Genomic DNA, 19,038 nt, shown 5'->3' with positions numbered 1-19,038 from the left:
ACTGTGGCGTAATCTCCCGTGGAGGGTCAAATCATGCGCCATACCATTCATGTTGGTCATGTTAACAAGGTTGCTTTGGCAATCTTAGTCGCCCTGTCACTGGCTGCCTGTAGCGGCAGTGGCGGCGGCGGTTCTTCTCATACGGCAAAAACGTCCACCACCGGCTCGGCAACGACCGGAGACGGGACAACAACAGGCAGTGACGGCACCACGACCGCCGGAAATGGAACCGGAACAGGCACCACAACGACCGGTGACGGAACCACCACCGCAGGTAATGGAACCGGAACGGGTACGGGGACAGGGACCGGGACGGGAACGGGTACCGGAACAGGGACAGGGACCGGATCGACATCCACCACACTCACTACCGGCACCATCCTGAGCAGTGCGGGTGGCGCAGTCAGTGGCCTGGGGACACAAGTCAGCAGTATCGCCAGCCAGACACCTATCAGTAATATTCCGGTCGCAGGTTCAGGCGTTGTGACCATTGTCGACAGCGCCGGGAATGCGGTGACGTCCGTGGGTAGCGGTATTCAAAACGGTGTCGGCCAGTTTGGCACCAATCCTAATGCCATCGGCACCACGGTCGCAGGCGTGCCAAAAGCCGTGGCTGATTTAGGCACCGGCGTATCCGGTCTTGGAACGTCCATTGCCGCTAACACCGCCGGCACGCCGCTGGGTGGCATAACCGGTGCGACGGGCGGTCTGGTGAATAACGTCGGATCACTGGTCACCACGACCGGTAACGGTCTGGCGCAAAATGTACAGAGCGGCGCGCTTTCCGGCGTCACGACGGCAGCGACGGGCATCGTGACGCCGGTTGTCGCCAATGTACAAACCACCACCCAAGCCGTGGGCGGCGCGACCGGTTTAGGTACGCCTGTTAACGGTTTGCTGAATCAGGTGGGCGGCGCGGTCAGCTCCGTCGGGACACAGGTTTCTACCAGCACACCGGCGCTGGCGGGTCTGGGCACCGCAGTTACAGATACCGGCCAGGCAGTGTCTAAAACCGGTACGCTTCTGGTTCCGGCCAGCAGCACAACGACGACCACCGCCAGTAATTCCGGTGGTATTTCTGCTGGCGCAGGCGCTTCGCTCACACAATCAGGCGGCCTGATTGCGGGCGTCGGGACCACGCTGGGGACGGTCACCGGCGGGCTGGGCCTGAAGGTGAATAAAACACCATAGTACATTGTTGTAAAAAGCCCGTTGTCCGGACATCCGGGGAGCGGGCTTCTCCCTCCGGGTTCCCACATTTGCCTGTGCGTTCAAAGGAATGTTTATGAGAATAAAATCCTGCATAGTGGCGTTACTGGGCTCTGTCGTTGGTTACAGTTCGGCAGACATGTTCCCTACGTTGATTGACCCGAATAACCCGGCCAAACTGGCTCAGCCGATTTCACAACCTCCGGCTAAAACACAAAAAATCGAACTGCCCGCACAAAAAACCGCCCCCAGTCTGACGCCTCAGACGCTGATAGAGGTGAAGCACATTCAGTTTGTCGGCGGCACGCAATATCCGCTGGATTCTCTGGCTGCGCCTTTCGCTCCTTTTGTCGGCAAGAAAGTGCCGCTGTCGCAGCTACTGGCGGCCGCGGACGGAATTACCCGGCGTTATCATCAGGACGGATTCGTACTCTCTTATGCCTACCTTCCGGCGGATAATTTCAAAGATGGTGTGGTGAAAATCGGGCTGGTCGAAGGGTATATTTCCGGCACCCAGATCCACAGCGATAATCAGCAGGTCGGTCGCTGGCTGAGCAAACTGTCGCAACACATCATGGCGGATAAACCGCTGACGCAGGATACGTTCGAACGCTACACCCTCCTGATGGAGCGCACGCCAGACACCAAAGTGACCGCCTCCGCCAATAATCCGGACAATATCTACGGCGCGACCGTGCTCAATGTACAGGCTTTGCGCCCGCGCAACTGGAACATTCAGACTGCGGTCGATACGCGCAAAGGGGACAGTTCCGCAGTGGTCAACGCCACACTCAGCGGGCTGAGCACTTACGGCGAACAGTTGGGAATTGCGACATTAATTCCGCTGGAAAGCGACACGCGGAAAACCTATGCCGGTCTGAACTATCAGCAATATCTCGGTGACGACGGGCTGCTGATGCAGCTCAAAGGCAGTTATTACCAGCAGAAAGACAAAGACTACAACACCATTTTATCGCTGCCGAACGGCATCAACGTCGGTTCGCAGAATACTCAGACGCAATACAACGGCGGCGTCGTGTTCAGTTATCCGTTAGAGCTGACACGGAAAAAACAGTGGACGATCAGCGGCGGGCTGGATTATCTTGACAAAAAATATGATTACGATTTGCAGGCAAGTCTGGGAAACCAGCGCGTGCGGCTGCCGGAAGTGAATCAGCGCATACGCTACCCGGCGGCAGAAATCACACTGGCCGGTTATCGCGAATATGACCAGTCCTACTGGAGCACGAAATTTAACGTCCGCCAGGGGATCGACGGGCTGGGCGCGACGAATTCCACGCCAAATGCCGATCTGTCGTTTACCCGCTGGAAATTCAACGGCGATGCAGCGTATCTGTTCGACAAAAAATGGCGGCTCAGTACGTCAGTTGAAGGAGACTGGTCAGACAATGATTTGCCGGAGCCGGAACGGGTGAATTTCGGCGCGCTGCATTACGGGCGCGGCTATCCGGACAGCGATGCGCAAGGCGATTACGGCGTCGGCGGCCAGGTGGAGCTGCGCTATATCCACAATCTGGAACAGGGAATCTGGCTGAAAACCATTCAGCCTTACACGGTGATCGACGGTGCGCACACCGAATTCAATCAGGCCGGATTACCGAAACAGAATCTGTCGTCTTATGCGATTGACGTGATGTTTGGCGATAACCGTCACTACACGTTATCGGTCGAAGCCGCACGGGCCATTGGTGATGTACCGCTCGACAGCCATTCCCGCGACTGGCGCTACAACGCAACGTTTACCTACAACTTCAGCGCCGGTTCTTAACGCGTTCTTCACCCGGCAACCCCAAACAAAAAAGCCACGTCCCGAAAGGCGTGGCTTTTCATTTTCAAACAGACTCAGCGATTAAGGCGCGGTCACAAAACCGATAGCTTCATAGGCTTTTGCCAGCGTCACTTTTGCACGCGCGCGGGCTTTCTCAGCGCCTTCACGCATCACTTCCTGCAGGTAAGCTTCGTCGTTACGGAAACGGTGATAACGTTCCTGCACTTCGGTCAGCATACCGGCAACCGCTTCAGCGACAGCGCCTTTCAGATGACCATACATCTGGCCTTCGAACTGGGCTTCCAGTTCCGGAATCGGTTTGCCGGTCACGCCGGACAGAATATCAAGCAAGTTAGAAACGCCCGGCTTGTTTTTCACGTCATAACGTACGACAGGCGGCTCTTCGGAGTCGGTCATCGCACTTTTGATTTTTTTGGACACCGCTTTCGGATCTTCCAGCAGGCCGATCACGTTTTTACGGTTGTCATCGGACTTGGACATCTTTTTAGTCGGTTCCTGCAACGACATCACGCGCGCACCAGATTTCGGAATAAACGGCTCAGGCACGGTAAACACATCACCGTACAGGGCATTGAAGCGGCTGGCGATATCGCGGCTCAGCTCCAGATGTTGTTTCTGGTCTTCACCGACCGGCACCTGGTTAGTCTGGTACAGGAGAATATCGGCGGCCATCAGCACCGGGTAATCAAACAGACCCGCGGTGATGCTTTCGCTGTTAGACGTTTCGTAGCGCGCTGATTTGTCTTTGAATTGCGTCATACGACCCAGCTCGCCGAAATAGGTATAACAGTTCAGCGCCCAGCTCAGCTGGGAATGCTCAGGAACATGAGACTGCACAAAGATGGTACTTTTCTTCGGATCAATGCCGACAGCCAGATACAGCGCCAGCGTATCAAGCGTCGCTTTACGCAGCTGAGCGGGATCCTGGCGTACGGTGATCGCATGCAAATCGACGATGCAGTAAATGCATTCGTAATCGTCCTGCATATGAACCCATTGACGCAGCGCACCCATGTAGTTGCCAATGGTCAGTTCACCGGAAGGCTGTGCGCCACTAAATACGATGGGTTTACTCATTTTATGCTTCCTGATCTTTTAAAGATGACAGCCCCAGAGTGGGCAAAAGGTCGGCGAAATGATCCAGCACGCGATCGGGTTTCGTCAGCGCGATAGATTCACCGTAGTTATAGCCGTAAGTCATGCCCACACACGGGCAGCCCGCCGCCTGAGCGCACTGAATATCGTTGCGGGAATCGCCAACAAATACCATTTCACTGGCACGCAGACCGAGTTTTCCCAGCATCAGATAGACCGGTGCCGGATGCGGTTTTTTCACCACGACGTCATCGCCGCCAATCACCAGCGAGAAATAGCTGTCGATGCCCAGTGAGGCAAGCAGAGGCGCGATAAACGGCGTGGGTTTGTTGGTGACCAGCCCTAATGGCAGATCCAGAGCCGCCAGCGCAGCCAGCGTTTCTTTCACCTGCGGGTATAAACGGCTGCCTGAAGCGGCGGTATCGGCGTAGTAGTGGTCAAACTTATCGCGCACTTTTTGCAGGAACTCTGGTGACAAATCACCTTCTGCCCAGCGAACCGCGCGTTCAACCATCACGTCGGCACCGTTACCAATCCAGGTGCTCAGGCGCTCAACGCCTGCGGCCGGTAAGCCAAAATCACGCAGCGCCAGATCAATCGCTTCGGAAAGGCCCGGCGCGCTGTCGACCAGCGTGCCGTCTAAATCGAACGCAATGCCGCGTGCAACAAGAGGCTCAGTCATGGGAGACCTTAGCCAGTTCACTGCGCATATGGTCAATCACGGTGCGATAATCAGGCTGGTTAAAGATGGCGGAACCGGCGACGAACATGTCTGCACCGGCTGCGGCGATTTCGCGGATATTCTCGGCTTTCACGCCGCCATCAATTTCAAGGCGAATGTCGTAACCGCTGTCATCGATAATTTTGCGAACCTGACGCAATTTATCAAGCGTTCCGGGAATAAATGACTGACCGCCAAAGCCCGGGTTGACGGACATCAGCAAGATCACATCAAGTTTATCCAGAACATAATCCAGATAACTTAGGGACGTAGCAGGATTGAAAACCAGACCTGCTTTACAGCCGTGGCTTTTAATCAGTTGCAGCGAGCGGTCAACGTGCTCGGAGGCTTCAGGGTGGAAAGTGATGTAAGACGCCCCGGCTTCTGAGAAATCCGGGATCAAACGATCGACCGGTTTCACCATCAGATGCACGTCGATAGGCGCCGTGATGCCGTAATTGCGTAATGATTTGAGGACCATCGGCCCCATCGTTAAATTCGGGACGTAATGATTGTCCATCACATCAAAATGGACGACATCTCCGCCAGCTTCCAATGCTTTCGCCGTGTCTTCACCCAGGCGGGCAAAGTCAGCCGATAGAATGGACGGTGCAATCAAAAACTGTTTCATCCGCTTCTCCAAACGATAAGGTTCCCGAAAATCACCGGCTAGCCGGTAATCAGCGATATAACGCTAAAAGTTCATTTACCATGCTGCGTTGAGCCACTTTGCTGCTGATCGTCCGGCGCGCCGAGACGCGGTGCAGCTGTTTCGCCTCTGCATACCATTCCAGCGTCAGCGGTGTTTCATGGTTGGAAATCAGCACCGGCACATTATTCTCATGGGAAAGCTGATACGCCAGCCGCGCCAGATTGCGCTGATCTTCCATACTAAAACTGTTGGTGTGGTACGCCGTAAAATTGGCCGTCGCCGAAAGCGGTGCATAAGGGGGATCACAATACACCACCGAGCCAGACTGCGCTTTCAGCAAAGTGTCCTGATAATGCTCGCAAACAAACACCGCATTGCGGGCTTTTTCCGCAAACCAGTGGAGCTCTTCTTCAGGGAAATACGGCTTTTTATAGCGTCCGAACGGGACATTAAACGCACCACTGAGGTTATAACGACAAAGACCGTTGTAACAATGGCGGTTGAGATAGAGGAAAAGTACCGAACGACGATAAGGATCGCTGCTGGCATTAAACTCAGCCCTCAGTGCGTAAAAACGATCTGATTCATTAAACTCAGGCGTGAAAAGCACACGGGCGTCGCGTACGAATTCTTCGGTACGCATTTTCACGATGTTATAGAGATTGATCAGGTCGCTGTTGATGTCCGCCAGAATATAAGCGTCATACTCGGTATTCAAAAATACCGAACCCGCGCCAACAAAAGGCTCTATCAAACAATCTCCCGCTGGTAGATGACGTCTGATGTCATCAATCAGCGGGTATTTGCCGCCAGCCCACTTCAAAAACGCGCGGTTCTTCTTCATGCCGTCAGTTAGCTACTTATACAATTCACAGCCGCGGATTGTATCCTGTTTTTAGACAGCAAATCGCGTTGAGATCAGATTCATTTTTTCAGGTCTTGCTGTACCTGATGTACAGGTTTGACCCACGGTTTTTTCGCCTGAACTTCCGCAGGCAAGCTGGAAATGGCACGTTTAGCTTCAGCGGAAGAAGCGTAGTTACCACTGACCAGCACAAACCACGGCTTCCCGTCGCGGGCTGTCTGATAAACCAGATAATTTTTCAGGCCCTGCTGTCTTGCGAATGCATTCAACGTGCTGGACTGAGAAGCGCCGCTCAATTGCAGGGTAAAGTGCGAACCCGGAGCAGACTTAATCATCGATGCGCTGCCGGAAGCAACAACAGGGGCTGAGACAGCCGGTGCTGCTGACGGATGTGTCGCAGGAGATTTCGTCGCCTGAGGCTGAGACTTCGCGGTCTGCGACGCCGGTTTGTGTTCAGCCGGTTTCGCGGTATGTGCAGGCTGAGTATTACGCGCAGATTGTGCAGGGCGAGTATGCGTTGCTGAAGACTGAGAGGCAGCAGGCATCTGAGTCCGCGCCGAACCGTTCACCGTAGCCGGGGCTGTCGGTAAAGAGGTCAGTGACTGGGCAGCGGGTGTCATGCTGCCTTGCGCTACGCCATCCACCTGATTCTGCTGGGAAGATAAAGCATCGCCCATATCGCCTGGCAGATCGACACGCTCTTTCTGCCCGTTATCTGGCAGAGGCTGCGCTTCAGTCGGTGTAGAAGAAACTGGCGGTAAACCAATGCTCTGAGGTTGCTGGCCGTTAGCCGCCTGCGCCGTATTCGCCTGTGCTTGCGCCGAAGGCTGAGCCGGTGCGGCCGCATTGTTGCCCGCAAGGTCGTTGCCCGCAAGATTGATGTCTTTAGGCCCGTTGTTCTGCTGCGCGGATGAGGTAGTCGCTGGCGACTTCATGGCGGAACCAATGCCGACAATCAGTAATATCAGCACCACAATACCAATGCCGATCATCACGTACTGACGATTCACAGGAACCTTTGGAATGGAAGGAGACGGTTTGCGCGCGCGCGGTGGGCGGCGATCGCTGGTGTCTGGTTTGAGATCGTCTTCCGGTGTTAAATCATCCATCTAAAACCTCCAACCCGGCTAAAAACCTGAAACAGGTTTTACGCGGAGCAACTATCCTGACTAAAAAATAAAGCTTTGCTGGGCATTGGTAAAATCGGTCGTTATCTGGCCAAAAGCATGGCCGCAGTCTTAACGGCAATCTTCAATCGAAGCCAGCACCATTTCATGCGATACGCCGGAGCGCACTTCAGACTGACCAATTGCTTTAGGTAAAACCAGACGCAGCTCGCCAGCCAGTACTTTCTTATCACGCATCATGTGCGGCAGATAAGACTGCGCTTCCATGACCTGCGGGCCTGCAACCGGTAATCCCGCGCGGATTAACAACGCCTTGACCCGCGCGATGTCCCCCAGGCTAAATTGCCCGAGGCGATGCGCGGTATAACACGCCATCACCATACCTGCCGCGACGGCTTCGCCGTGCAGCCAGTTGCCATAACCCATTTCTGCTTCAATAGCATGGCCATAAGTATGGCCCAGATTCAGTAAGGCGCGCATACCGTTTTCGCGTTCATCGGCAGCCACAACCTCAGCTTTCAGCTCGCAGCAACGACGGATGCAATATGCCAGCGCGTTCATATTCAGCGCCAGTAATGCGTCCATGTTGTCTTCGAGCCAGACAAAGAAATCGGCATCCAAAATAATGCCGTATTTGATAACTTCCGCGAGACCCGATGACATTTCACGGGCAGGCAGCGTTCGCAGACAGTCGAGATCAACCACCACCGACGCAGGTTGATAAAACGCGCCGATCATGTTTTTTCCGAGTGGATGGTTTACCGCCGTTTTACCGCCGACGGAAGAATCAACCTGAGACAGCAATGTGGTTGGCACCTGAATAAAGCGCACACCGCGTTGATAACTGGCAGCAGCGAAGCCGGTCAAATCACCGACTACGCCGCCACCAAGGGCGACAAGCGTGGTATCACGTCCGTGCGGCTTCTCGAGCAGCGCGGAAAACACGTCATTCAGAACAGTCAGGGATTTGTATTGTTCACCATCAGGCAGTATCACCTGATCAACACGAACGCCTGCCTGCTCCAGAACTGAACGGATAGCGTCCAGATAGAGAGGAGCAAGCGTTTCATTGGTCACTATCATGACCTGATCGCCTGCCTTTACCGGCATAAAAGAAGCCGGATCGTGGAACAATCCGGCAGCAATCGTAATGGGGTAGCTTCGCTCCCCTAACGTTACGGTAATCCTCTCCATGTCGTGCTTTGTAACCTTTTTAGCTGACACCCTCAGGCAATGACCGGAACCAATAATCAGTTACTTTCCAGCATGTTAATAATCTGGTTAGCAACGACTTTGGCGCTTTGATCATCGGTACGAATAGTGACGTCGGCAATCTCTTCATACAAAGGATTGCGTTCCTTCGCCAGTGCTTCAAGCACTTCACGTGGCGGAGCACTCACTTGTAATAATGGACGTTTTTTGTCGCGTTGTGTACGCGCCAGTTGTTTTTCGATGGTAGTTTCAAGATAGACGACAACGCCACGCGCTGACAAACGGTTACGGGTTTCACGTGATTTAACGGAACCCCCACCAGTTGCCAGAACAATGCCCTGTTTTTCTGTCAGTTCGTTGATCACTTTTTCTTCGCGGTCGCGGAATCCGTCTTCGCCTTCTAAATCAAATACCCAGCCCACATCAGCTCCGGTACGTCGCTCAATTTCGTGATCGGAGTCGAAAAACTCCATATTGAGTTGCTGAGCTAACTGTCGACCAATAGTGCTTTTGCCGGCACCCATAGGCCCAACCAGAAAGATATTGCGTTTCTCTGCCATGTTTTTCGGTATTACTAAGACAATTCGTTGATGATAACCCGCCCCGCCAATCAAATTAGCGGCGGGACCTAAACTGAAACCTCATGAGCGATATAGTGCGAGATCAGAAAAAAATTATCTCAACACTCTTGGTAGTTTGGCAACCGAATAAATCACTTTGCACGCCGCAGGAGGGAAACCGTACGTTTTTATCGGCGTGTCTGTCGTAATAAAAAGATCACGGTGCTCAATTCGGTAACCCTTGTAAGCTAAATCGACCGCAGCGTCAAACTCAGAAGTCTCTCACGACACAAAAAGTTGCATGCGCTCAACGTTATTGTGCAATTTCAGTTAAGTCAGAATACCCGTTTATTGGGTGCGGATTAAGGTCGGAGTGATAAAAATCACCAACTCGCGCCGCTGTTCATTCGTGTACTGGTGTTTAAACAAGGAACCGACGACGGGAATGTCGCCCAGCACCGGCACTTTGGTGTCTGTTTTTTGGTTTTTTCGCTGAAAAATCCCGCCAAGAACAAGGGTCTCCCCATCTCTGACCGTCACCTGCGTTTTAATTTCCTGCTTATCAATTGCCAGCGCTTCGCCTTCGGCCTGTTTGATGCTTCGCCCCGGCATATTTTGGCTGATTTGCAGCGCCAGCTCGATACGCCCGTCGCGAAGAATCTTCGGTGTCACTTCCATGCCGAGTACCGCCTCTTTAAATTCAACCGAAGTACTGCCGCTTGCGCCGCTTGAAACCTGATACGGAATCTCAGTGCCCTGTTTGATGCTGGCGGTTTGCATGTGCGCGGTCAGCAGGCGCGGGCTGGCGATGATATCCACCTTATCTTCCTGCTCAAGCGCCGTGAGTTCCAGATCCAGAATTCGGCCACTGATGTGCGCCAGATTAAAACCTGCGGCAAACATCGGGTTCTCCACCGGCAGTCCCATATTGAAATTATTGACACGTACCGCTTTGGTGATGGCTTCCTCACCGTTGAACCCCCAGCGAACGCCCAGCTCACGCAGTCTCTCGCTGTTCATCGTGACAATATGCGCAGCCAGCTGCACCTGCTGTAGCGGCAAATCCATCTCCCTGACCCAAGGTTCTGCGACATCCAGCGCTTCGCGGGTATCACGTAATAAAAGTGTGTTGGTGCGGGGATCGGCGGTGGCGCTGCCTTTGGCGGAAAGCAGTGAGCCTTTTTGCGCGTTCAGGCTGAGCGCAACTTCTTTTGCATCGGCATATTTCAACGGCACTGTCAGGCTGATAACGGGGCTTTGCTGCGCCCTTTGATCTGCGGCGTCCTGACGCTGCTGCTGTTGCACAAGCGGATCGATAACCGGTGACACAAGTAAAACATTCCCCTGTAACTGACTGGTGAGATGGCTCATTTGCAAAATGATGTCCAGCGCCTGCTGCCAGGGGACATTTTTCAGCTTCACGCTGATCTGGCTGTCGACACCAGGCGCTATCACCAGATTTAACTCCCGCGTTTCCGCAAGTGCCTGCAATACCATCGCAACCGGAGAGGCCTGAAATTCGAGCGAAACCGGTGGCAGCGTTGCCGCTTTCACCCCACTGAAACAGAGCATTAACCCTGCGAAGAGATAACCGATGTTTTTCATTAATTTCCTTTCCCTGGAGAATTCGTGTTTTTGCCAAGCCAAAGTGTCTGCCGCTGCTCGCCACAGCGGGGATCCGCCATGCTGAGCTCAGCGTGTGAGTTGTCCAGATTGTCGATGGTCCACGCAGGCGTGCCGAGCTGTGTGCCCGTTTCAACACGTATCCATCGCCCCTCCGGCGAAAGCAGCCAGCCGGAAAGCTGCTCACCGGCATAAGAGATGCCGCTTAACCGCCACAAAAGCGGTTGAACGGCGGTTGTGCAGGACGATGAAACGGCCGCAGCGAAAGGATCTCGCTGCGTTACCGCAGTGATTGCATTTTCAGGAAGAGATTCCAGACCCGTCGTTTGTGTCAGTAAAACGGACGCTGTCATTTCACCTCCGGCAGACTGCAAAATCAGTTCACTGAATGCGGGCTGTTCCGGCTGCTGCTGGAGTGCTGACAGAAAATTCATCAGGCCGCTGAAGGATAATTTGAGCTGCAATTCTCCCTGTGGCGCTGCTGACATTTCTGCCGCAGGTTGCCAGCGGATCAGCGTGGCCTGTGCATCTTTTAGCGGCTGCGAAAATTGCTGCTCTAGCGGCAAGCTTTGCTTTTGCTCCGGCGTATTTTCCTTTAGCGAAGGCTCAATGCTGTCCAGCGCCGGAGCGCGTAATAATGCCGCCTGCGCCCGCGAAACCGTCAGTTGCTGCGCGTCGGTTTGCTGCTTTAATTCTGTTTGCTCCAGCCATAAACCCCGGAGCAAAAACTGATAACACATCAGAACGGGCACCAGTGTGCATCCTGCCAGTGCAATAAGACGTTGCCAGCCCGGTTTTTCCATCAGCGGTTCGAGGCGCGCGGAGAATGTCATCATCATGGCAACGCCCCACCAACCGGCGCAGCATTCTGCGGCTGAAAACGGGTTGTCAGCACAAAACTCAGCGTATGGTTCGGTTGCTGCTCAACGTTCGACAGATGAACATCCCTCAGCAACGGGCTGGCGGTCAGCGCTTCGCTGAAGGCCAGAATATCGTGATAAAAACGCCCCTCTCCTTTTAACGTCAGTTGCCCCTGATGCTCTGTCAGCTCGCTTAGCCAGACTTCCGCCGGGATCTGTGCCGACAGCAGCACCAGAAGTTGCAGATCGTTCAGACTGGCCTGTCGGCGCTGCTGGCTCGCGGCACGTTTTTCGGCGATGACTTTGTGCTCAGCCAGCGCCAAGGTCACGCGGCGTTGCTGAACAGACAATTTTTGCGCGCAGGAAGTCAGAGCAGATAAATGCATCTGCAACAGGGTTCGCTCCTGAAGGATAAAAAGCGACAGACCAAAAACGCCGCACATCACACAGACGGGTACGCAAACGAAAAACCTGAGCCAGTAGCGCAAAAGACGCTGACGGCGCAATTGGCGCCACGGCATGAAGTTAACTTGCAGCATCAGTAATCAGCCTGCCTGAGCGCCAGCCCGACGGCGGGGGCAAATGCACCCGGGTTGGCCGGAAGCGGCGCAGAGAGCTGGCCGATGGCACTCAGTGGCGACCAGTTCTGCATCAGTGGTTGCGGTGATTCACCACTGAAAAACACGTCACGGCTGCACAATGAGGCTGCGCGATATTGAGCACGTACTTTTTCTAACAGGGAGGATTCAGTTTCGATTTCTCCGTGAGAAAACAGGCCAAACTGAAAAGGCAGGCTGTGCGGAGAAGCCCACAGAAAAGCGTCGTCCATCGGATGGACGAGCAACGCATCACCCGGAAGCCCGGCGGCATGCGCGGCAACGTGCAGCGCACAAGGTGCGAGTTCGATGATATCGGGAAACAGACGCGCCTGGGCCATGCAGGCTATCCACTGCTCAATTTCCTGCTGCCGGGCCGCCGTCACCACAATCTGATTATCACCCTGAGGGTCTGCGCGGTAATCCATTACCAGGTGTTCTATGCTCAGCGGGAACTGCTTTGCGGCACTGGCAAAGATAAATGCACTGCGGGCGGGTTCGCGTAAACGGCTGTCCGGCACGGCCAGCCGCTGTTGCATAATCCGTTGTGCCGGAAGACTTATTCGCAACGAAATCAATGCCGGCAGAGTTTTTCGCCAGCACGATAAAATGGCGATCAGCGGCGCGCTCTCATGTAATATCCCCTCCCGCAATGTGAAATCGGGCAAGGGATGTTGCCACCAGTGACGTAATTGCCAGCCATGCCGCCGCCGCTGAACGGCAATCGCACGGGCGAAACCGGCTTGAATATCCAGACCTACCTGCCATGCTTGTAGTCGCATTTTCGTTCAATCTCCATATTGTCAGGTAAATAAAAGAACGTATCCATGTTGCTGGCTTGCCTTTATACTACCGCGCGGTTGTTTATAAACTGCCCAATTGACACTTAATGGGAAATCTCAGGTGAAGTTCGTAAAGTATTTATTGATTCTTGCAGTGTGTTGCATTTTGCTGGGAGCGGCCTCGATCTTCGGTTTGTATAAATATATCGAGCCTCAGCTTCCCGACGTCGCCACGCTTAAAGACGTGCGCTTGCAAACACCGATGCAGGTTTTTAGTGCTGAAGGTGATTTGATCGCCCAGTACGGTGAAAAACGCCGTATCCCACTGAAACTTGACCAAATCCCACCGGAGATGGTGCATGCGTTTATCGCAACAGAAGACAGTCGTTTCTATGAGCATCACGGCGTGGACCCGATCGGTATTTTCCGTGCGGCTTCCGTTGCGCTGGTGTCTGGTCACGCCTCACAGGGCGCGAGTACTATTACTCAGCAGTTAGCCCGTAACTTCTTCCTCAGCCCCGAACGCACGCTGACCCGTAAAATCAAGGAAGCTTTTCTGGCCATCCGTATCGAACAGATGATGTCCAAAGATGAAATCCTTGAGCTGTATCTGAACAAGATCTACCTCGGTTATCGCGCCTATGGCGTCGGTGCCGCAGCGCAGGTTTACTTCGGTAAAAACGTCGACCAACTGACGCTCAGTGAAATGGCGGTGATTGCTGGCCTGCCAAAAGCGCCGTCAACCTTCAACCCGCTTTATTCCCATGACCGTTCTCTGGCACGCCGCAATACCGTGCTGGCACGTATGCTTGATGAGAAATACATCACGCAGGCGCAGTACGATCAGGCACGCGCAGAGCCGCTGGTGGCGAACTATCATGCCCCGCACATTGAATTCTCCGCGCCGTATCTGACGGAAATGGTGCGTCAGGAAATGGTGAAACGTTATGGCGACAACGCCTATAACGACGGTTATATGGTCTACACCACCATCACCAAAAAAACGCAGCTGGCCGCGCAGGAAGCTTTGCGCACCAACGTGATGAACTACGACATGCGCCATGGTTACCGCGGTGCGTCAAATCAGCTGTGGAAAGTCGGCGAGCCCGCGTGGGATGAGAACAAGATTGTTCAGTCTCTGAAAACGCTGCCGGTTTATGGCCCGCTGTTCCCGGCGGTTATCACGGCAACGGATGACGCTCAGGCCACTGCCACGATGTCGAATCGCGCCGTGATCAGCCTGCCATTTAGCGGCATGCGCTGGGCGCGTCCTTACCGCAGTGACACCGCGCAGGGCCCGACGCCGAAACGCGTTTCCGACGTGGTTCAGCCCGGTCAGCAAGTCTGGGCACGTAAAGTGGGTGATGACTGGTGGCTGGCACAGGTTCCTGACGTCAACTCGGCCATTGTTTCCCTGAACTCAACGGACGGTGCAATCGAAGCGCTGGTCGGCGGTTTTGACTTCAACCAGAGCAAATTTAACCGTGCTAATCAGGCGGTGCGTCAGCTCGGTTCAAACATCAAACCGTTCCTGTATACCGCCGCGATGGATAAGGGCCTGACACTGGCAACTATCCTCAACGACATGCCGATTACCCGCTGGGATGCCGGTGCAGGCACGGACTGGCGTCCGAAAAACTCACCGCCTACGTATTACGGCCCGATCCGTTTACGTCAGGGTCTGGGTGAATCCAAGAACGTGGTAATGGTGCGTGCGATGCGTGCGATGGGTGTGGATTACGCGGCAGAATATCTGCAACGTTTCGGCTTCCCGGCGGCGAACATCGTTCATTCTGAATCACTGGCGCTGGGCTCGGCTTCATTCACACCGCTCCAGGTTGTGCGTGGTTATGCGACGCTGACCAACGGCGGCTTCCTGGTTGATCCGTATTTCATCACCAAAATTGTGGATGAATCCGGTCAGGTGCAGTTTGAAGCGAAACCGAAAATTGCCTGCCGCACCTGTAATATTCCGGTGATTTACGGCGAAACGCAGAAATCTGCCGTGCTGTCGGATGACAATGTTGAAAACGTGGCAACGTCTACGTCCAACAACAATGCTAGTGTACCAACGCCGCAGCTGGAACAGGTTCCGCCGAACTCGCCGCAGGTTGATGCCGCGCAGCAATACGCACCACACGTTATCAGCGCACCACTGTCATTCCTGATCAGCGACGCCCTGAACTCCAACATCTTCGGGGAACCGGGCTGGATGGGGACAGGCTGGCGCGCAGGCCGTGATTTGAAACGTCATGATATCGGCGGCAAAACCGGTACGACCAACAGCTCGAAAGATGCCTGGTTCTCCGGATACGGTGGCCCTGAAGTAGTAACGTCTGTCTGGATTGGTTTTGACGATCATCGCCGTGATTTAGGCCGCACGACGGCTTCCGGCGCGATCCCGGATCAGATTTCAGGCTATGAAGGTGGTGCGAAGAGCGCCCAGCCAGCGTGGGATGATTACATGAAATCCGTGCTGGAAGGCGTACCTGAACAACCGCAGACGCCGCCTCCGGGCATTGTCACGGTGACCATCGATAAGAGCACCGGTAAGTTGTCCGACGGCGGTGGTAACAGCCGTCCGGAATACTTCATCGACGGAACGCAGCCGACGGAACATGCGGTTCATGAGGTCGGGACAACCATTATGGATAATGGTCAGGAACACGAACTGTTCTGATGGCGTGAAAGATAAGTTGTCCGGCATAAACCGCCGGATAATAAAAAGCCGGTCTGCATAATGCACGACCGGCTTTTTTTTTGGATGCAGTTCCCGTTTAGCGCGCGTTACGCGTCAGGAAATCATGCGCGAGGAATAGCGCACTGACGTTACGTGCCTCGCAAAAATCAGGATGTTGCAGCAGTTCCATCATGCGCGAAACCGGCCAGCGGGTTTGCGGCAAAGGTTCCGGCTCATCACCTTCGAGGCTTTGCAGATACAAATCTTTGGCGATGACGATATTCATGCGGCTCGAGAAATACGACGGAGCCATGGTCAGTTTTGCCAGCACATCAAAGTGCCGCGCGCCAAAGCCCACCTCTTCCATCAGTTCGCGGTTCGCCGCTTCAAGCACGCCTTCACCGGCATCAATGAGCCCTTTCGGAAATCCCAGTTCGTAACTTTCGATGCCCACGGCATATTCGTGGATAAGCACCAGTTCATCGTCAATGACCGGGATAATCATCACCGCTTCACGTTCTGAAGGGCGCATGCGCTCATAGACACGCCCGGCGCCATTGCTGAAAGCCAGTTCGACGGATTCAATGGTGAACAAACGCGAACGGGCAACGGTTTCCACCTTCAGGATTTTCGGTTTTTGCAGGTGTTGTGTCATTTCATCCCCAGCTTATTATTCACCTGACCAGAGGCGTTCTAATGGGTTCGTTTTACGATTAAAAAGCCGCTTGCAGAAGTCATTGTGCGTTAATGCGGGTCAGAATCGCAATATTTACAGAATAACATCCGTGCCTCCGATCCCTTTAGCAAGAATTTTTGTTTAAAAAGCACGCCCGCCCGGTTTAAAAAAGACGCGTTGACTTACCGGTGTCACACTTTTGCTTTAACAAAAACACACCCACATCAAAATAGGATTATACCGATACCCTGAACTTCACAATTGCCGGTATCCTTTACATTGGTGTTTTTGTGCACACCATTCAGGCAAATAATAATAAAATTCCTACCAAAAAGGCCGCTGCGCGCAGAATGTGCATTTCGTTTATGTATAATACTTTCACAGAGTTGACGTAAGTCACCCACGTCTGAACGGGGATCGGATGAGCACAGTAGTCGTGACACTGGTTTTGTTGTGTATCGCAATCATTGCCACAGGGTCTTATTTTTGGCTTTTAATGCGTCGTCGCCAACGCGACGAGTCCGTCGTGCGATTCCCCACACCCAGCCAGCGGAAACTTTCACAGAAAGAGCGCGATGCCGTCGAACGCTATCTTCGTCAGAATGAAGGGCTCGGCCAGACGCCGATTACCCACCGCAATAATCTGATTATCCTGCGCGATAAACTCACGCTGACCACCAAAAGTGAAAACGTCTACAGCCTGACGCGGGCGATTACACGTTATGGCGTCGCCAGCGAAGATCCCAACAAGTGGCGTTACTTTCTGGACGCCACTGAAATCCATCTTCCGCCTTTCTGGGAACAATATATTGCCCAGGAAAATCAGGTCGAGCTCATCAAAACCCAAACCATGCCGCTGGTGATCTCGCTCAATGGTCACACGCTGGCTGATCACGTTTACGAAGGCTCCACGCCGGTTTCTGCCGTTATCCCCTCACAACCGCAAAATGCTTCGATTCGTCATGAAGAAAGCGAACATATCGAGTTGGTGAAAGTGCGACGGGAAACGCGGGAAGAGCACGCGCTGACCCGTTCGAACGGCGTGAAAGAAGCGCTGGCTATCTCCGGCGCGCTTCTTCTGTTATTTATCACGCTGCAAAGCCCGGTCATGTTGCTGCCCTGGTTATTGACGCTTACTGCCTGTCTGGTGGCATGGGTCATCTGGCGGCTGGTGTCCGAACGTTTAGGTAAAAACCGTAAGGAAATCCATTGCCTGCGCGGCTTACCTAAACGCTGGGGTCTGTTTGGTGAATCCAAACAGGGCGATATCAGTAACATTTCACTGGGCGCTGTCGATCTGGTTTATCCGCCGCACTGGCAGCCTTATATCGGCCGTGACTTAGGGCAACCGACCGACGTAGAAGTGTATATGAACAGCCAGGTTGTCCGACAGGGAAGCTATCTGTCGCTGCATGAAGAAGTGAAAAAATTTCCGCTCCAGCTTTGGGGTAAAAATCTGGTGCTGGCCACCTGCGCTTTCCTCCTGCTGCTGGTTTTACTGGTTTATGTCCCGCTCGGATTGCCTTTAAAGCTCAGCGTCGCGTGGCTTCAGGGCGCACAAAGCTCTCAGGTCAACAGCGTGCAGGAACTGGAAAAAACCGCATTGCGCGTCGGCGATACCCTGAAAGTTCAGGGAACCGGCATGTGCTATGTGCCGCCGTCCGCCAACCGGACAGCCTCCGGTTATATGCCTTTTGACTGCTCCGGGATTTACTGGAATACCGCGACGCCGTTGCCGGTTCCGCAGTCCGAAATTATTGATGCCGCTACCGCGTTGCAGACCACGGTCAATAACCAGATGCATCCGGGAGAAAGCCCGGAGCAGAACATCAACCCGCAACTGGCGACTGCCATTGAAAAATCCGGCATGATCCTGCTCGATGATTTCGCGGATATCGTTCTGAAAACCGAAACGCTGTGCGGCAAGAGCAATGACTGTGTGCGTCTGAAAAATGCGCTGGTCAATCTGGGTAACTCCAGTAACTGGAACGCATTAGTCAAACGCGCGAAAGCCGGTTCTTTGCAGGGGATTAATGTCCTGCTGCGCCCGGTCAGCGCGCAGTCGCTGAGTGAGCTGGTTAACAACGCAACGTCTTCGTTCTTCATTCAGGAAACCCGCCGCTCCGCTGACAGCCTGAACAGCCCGCCGCCGGGAGGCTTTTTGATCAGCAATGATGAAGGACACCAGCTTATTGAAATGCCGGTGCCCCCAGCCGGGTTATCCGGAAATCCGGCGCAGGATCAGTGGAAACAGCTGCAACATCTCTCGTCACTGCTGCTGCATACACCGTTCAGCGCGCAGGGCGTGATTACCAGTATCAGCATTGATGCAAACGGCACCCGCCATATTTCACTGCACAGCGAGCCGGATATTTCGACGCTATGGCGCTATCTGGGCACCAGTTTACTGCTGTTCCTGCTCATCGGGATCCTGCTGGTGAATACCCTGCTGTTTGTCCGCCGCTTCGTGAAAGATAAACGCCGTATCGACGACATTCAGCAATATTACAACTCTTGCTTTCACCCCACGCTGATGCCGATGCCGGTCCATAATCCCGGCTGAAAAACAC

At 53.9% G+C, this 19,038-nt stretch carries 16 protein-coding genes; 4 read left to right on the top strand and 12 right to left on the bottom strand.

Going from position 1 to position 19,038, the window contains the following annotated elements; translation table 11 throughout:
- The first annotated feature begins 33 nt into the window (after nt 1-33).
- On the top strand, nt 34-1,191 hold the full coding sequence (locus J8X26_RS05065) for a collagen-like triple helix repeat-containing protein (RefSeq protein ID WP_208950308.1): 1,158 nt from the start codon (nt 34-36) through the stop codon (nt 1,189-1,191).
- Nucleotides 1,192-1,279: 88 nt separating this feature from the next.
- Nucleotides 1,280-2,998, top strand: a complete 1,719-nt coding sequence (locus J8X26_RS05060) for a ShlB/FhaC/HecB family hemolysin secretion/activation protein (RefSeq protein WP_374101266.1) — start codon at nt 1,280-1,282, stop codon at nt 2,996-2,998.
- Nucleotides 2,999-3,079: 81 nt separating this feature from the next.
- Here J8X26_RS05060 and trpS read toward each other — a convergent pair whose 3' ends face one another.
- The 11 genes from trpS to pilM form a co-directional block, all read right to left on the bottom strand.
- Nucleotides 3,080-4,096, bottom strand: coding sequence for a tryptophan--tRNA ligase (gene trpS / locus J8X26_RS05055; RefSeq protein WP_152327509.1), 1,017 nt, complete (start codon nt 4,094-4,096; stop codon nt 3,080-3,082).
- A gap of 1 nt (nt 4,097) precedes the next feature.
- Complete coding sequence (locus tag J8X26_RS05050) at nt 4,098-4,796, bottom strand: phosphoglycolate phosphatase (RefSeq protein WP_165061035.1); 699 nt, start codon at nt 4,794-4,796, stop codon at nt 4,098-4,100.
- The gene (gene rpe / locus J8X26_RS05045; protein ID WP_208950306.1) at nt 4,789-5,466 is read right to left on the bottom strand and encodes a ribulose-phosphate 3-epimerase; all 678 of its coding nucleotides are present in this window, start codon (nt 5,464-5,466) and stop codon (nt 4,789-4,791) included. The genes J8X26_RS05050 and rpe overlap by 8 nt, the downstream gene beginning before the upstream one ends.
- A gap of 49 nt (nt 5,467-5,515) precedes the next feature.
- Entirely contained in the window at nt 5,516-6,331 is an 816-nt protein-coding gene (gene dam, locus J8X26_RS05040; protein WP_152327512.1) for an adenine-specific DNA-methyltransferase, read from the bottom strand.
- 80 nt (nt 6,332-6,411) lie between these two features.
- The gene (locus J8X26_RS05035; RefSeq protein ID WP_208950305.1) at nt 6,412-7,461 is read right to left on the bottom strand and encodes an SPOR domain-containing protein; all 1,050 of its coding nucleotides are present in this window, start codon (nt 7,459-7,461) and stop codon (nt 6,412-6,414) included.
- Nucleotides 7,462-7,590: 129 nt separating this feature from the next.
- A complete protein-coding gene (gene aroB, locus J8X26_RS05030; RefSeq protein WP_152327514.1) occupies nt 7,591-8,673 on the bottom strand; it encodes a 3-dehydroquinate synthase in 1,083 nt (360 codons plus the stop codon).
- Nucleotides 8,674-8,729: 56 nt separating this feature from the next.
- Complete coding sequence (gene aroK, locus J8X26_RS05025) at nt 8,730-9,251, bottom strand: shikimate kinase AroK (RefSeq protein WP_104923635.1); 522 nt, start codon at nt 9,249-9,251, stop codon at nt 8,730-8,732.
- 348 nt (nt 9,252-9,599) lie between these two features.
- The gene (gene hofQ / locus J8X26_RS05020) at nt 9,600-10,823 is read right to left on the bottom strand and encodes a DNA uptake porin HofQ (RefSeq protein WP_374101267.1); all 1,224 of its coding nucleotides are present in this window, start codon (nt 10,821-10,823) and stop codon (nt 9,600-9,602) included.
- 32 nt (nt 10,824-10,855) lie between these two features.
- Complete coding sequence (locus J8X26_RS05015) at nt 10,856-11,713, bottom strand: DNA utilization family protein (RefSeq protein ID WP_208950303.1); 858 nt, start codon at nt 11,711-11,713, stop codon at nt 10,856-10,858.
- Nucleotides 11,710-12,273, bottom strand: coding sequence for a PilN domain-containing protein (locus J8X26_RS05010; RefSeq protein WP_208950302.1), 564 nt, complete (start codon nt 12,271-12,273; stop codon nt 11,710-11,712). The genes J8X26_RS05015 and J8X26_RS05010 overlap by 4 nt, the downstream gene beginning before the upstream one ends.
- Nucleotides 12,273-13,112 carry a pilus assembly protein PilM gene (gene pilM, locus J8X26_RS05005; protein ID WP_208950301.1) on the bottom strand — a complete coding sequence of 280 codons (840 nt, stop codon included), beginning with the start codon at nt 13,110-13,112 and terminating at the stop codon, nt 12,273-12,275. The genes J8X26_RS05010 and pilM overlap by 1 nt, the downstream gene beginning before the upstream one ends.
- A gap of 121 nt (nt 13,113-13,233) precedes the next feature.
- On the opposite strand from pilM, the gene mrcA reads away from it, so the two are divergent.
- Entirely contained in the window at nt 13,234-15,792 is a 2,559-nt protein-coding gene (gene mrcA / locus J8X26_RS05000; RefSeq protein WP_208950300.1) for a peptidoglycan glycosyltransferase/peptidoglycan DD-transpeptidase MrcA, read from the top strand.
- Nucleotides 15,793-15,889: 97 nt separating this feature from the next.
- On the opposite strand, the gene nudE is transcribed toward mrcA, so the two are convergent.
- Nucleotides 15,890-16,447, bottom strand: a complete 558-nt coding sequence (gene nudE, locus J8X26_RS04995; protein ID WP_152327520.1) for an ADP compounds hydrolase NudE — start codon at nt 16,445-16,447, stop codon at nt 15,890-15,892.
- A 442-nt stretch (nt 16,448-16,889) separates the two neighbouring features.
- On the opposite strand from nudE, the gene J8X26_RS04990 reads away from it, so the two are divergent.
- Nucleotides 16,890-19,031 carry an intracellular growth attenuator family protein gene (locus tag J8X26_RS04990; RefSeq protein WP_208950299.1) on the top strand — a complete coding sequence of 714 codons (2,142 nt, stop codon included), beginning with the start codon at nt 16,890-16,892 and terminating at the stop codon, nt 19,029-19,031.
- Nucleotides 19,032-19,038 lie beyond the last annotated feature (7 nt).

It is taken from the genome of Rahnella sp. ChDrAdgB13 (assembly GCF_017655185.1).
GTDB lineage: Bacteria > Pseudomonadota > Gammaproteobacteria > Enterobacterales > Enterobacteriaceae > Rahnella > Rahnella contaminans.
This window is presented reverse-complemented; position numbering and strand designations above follow the sequence as displayed.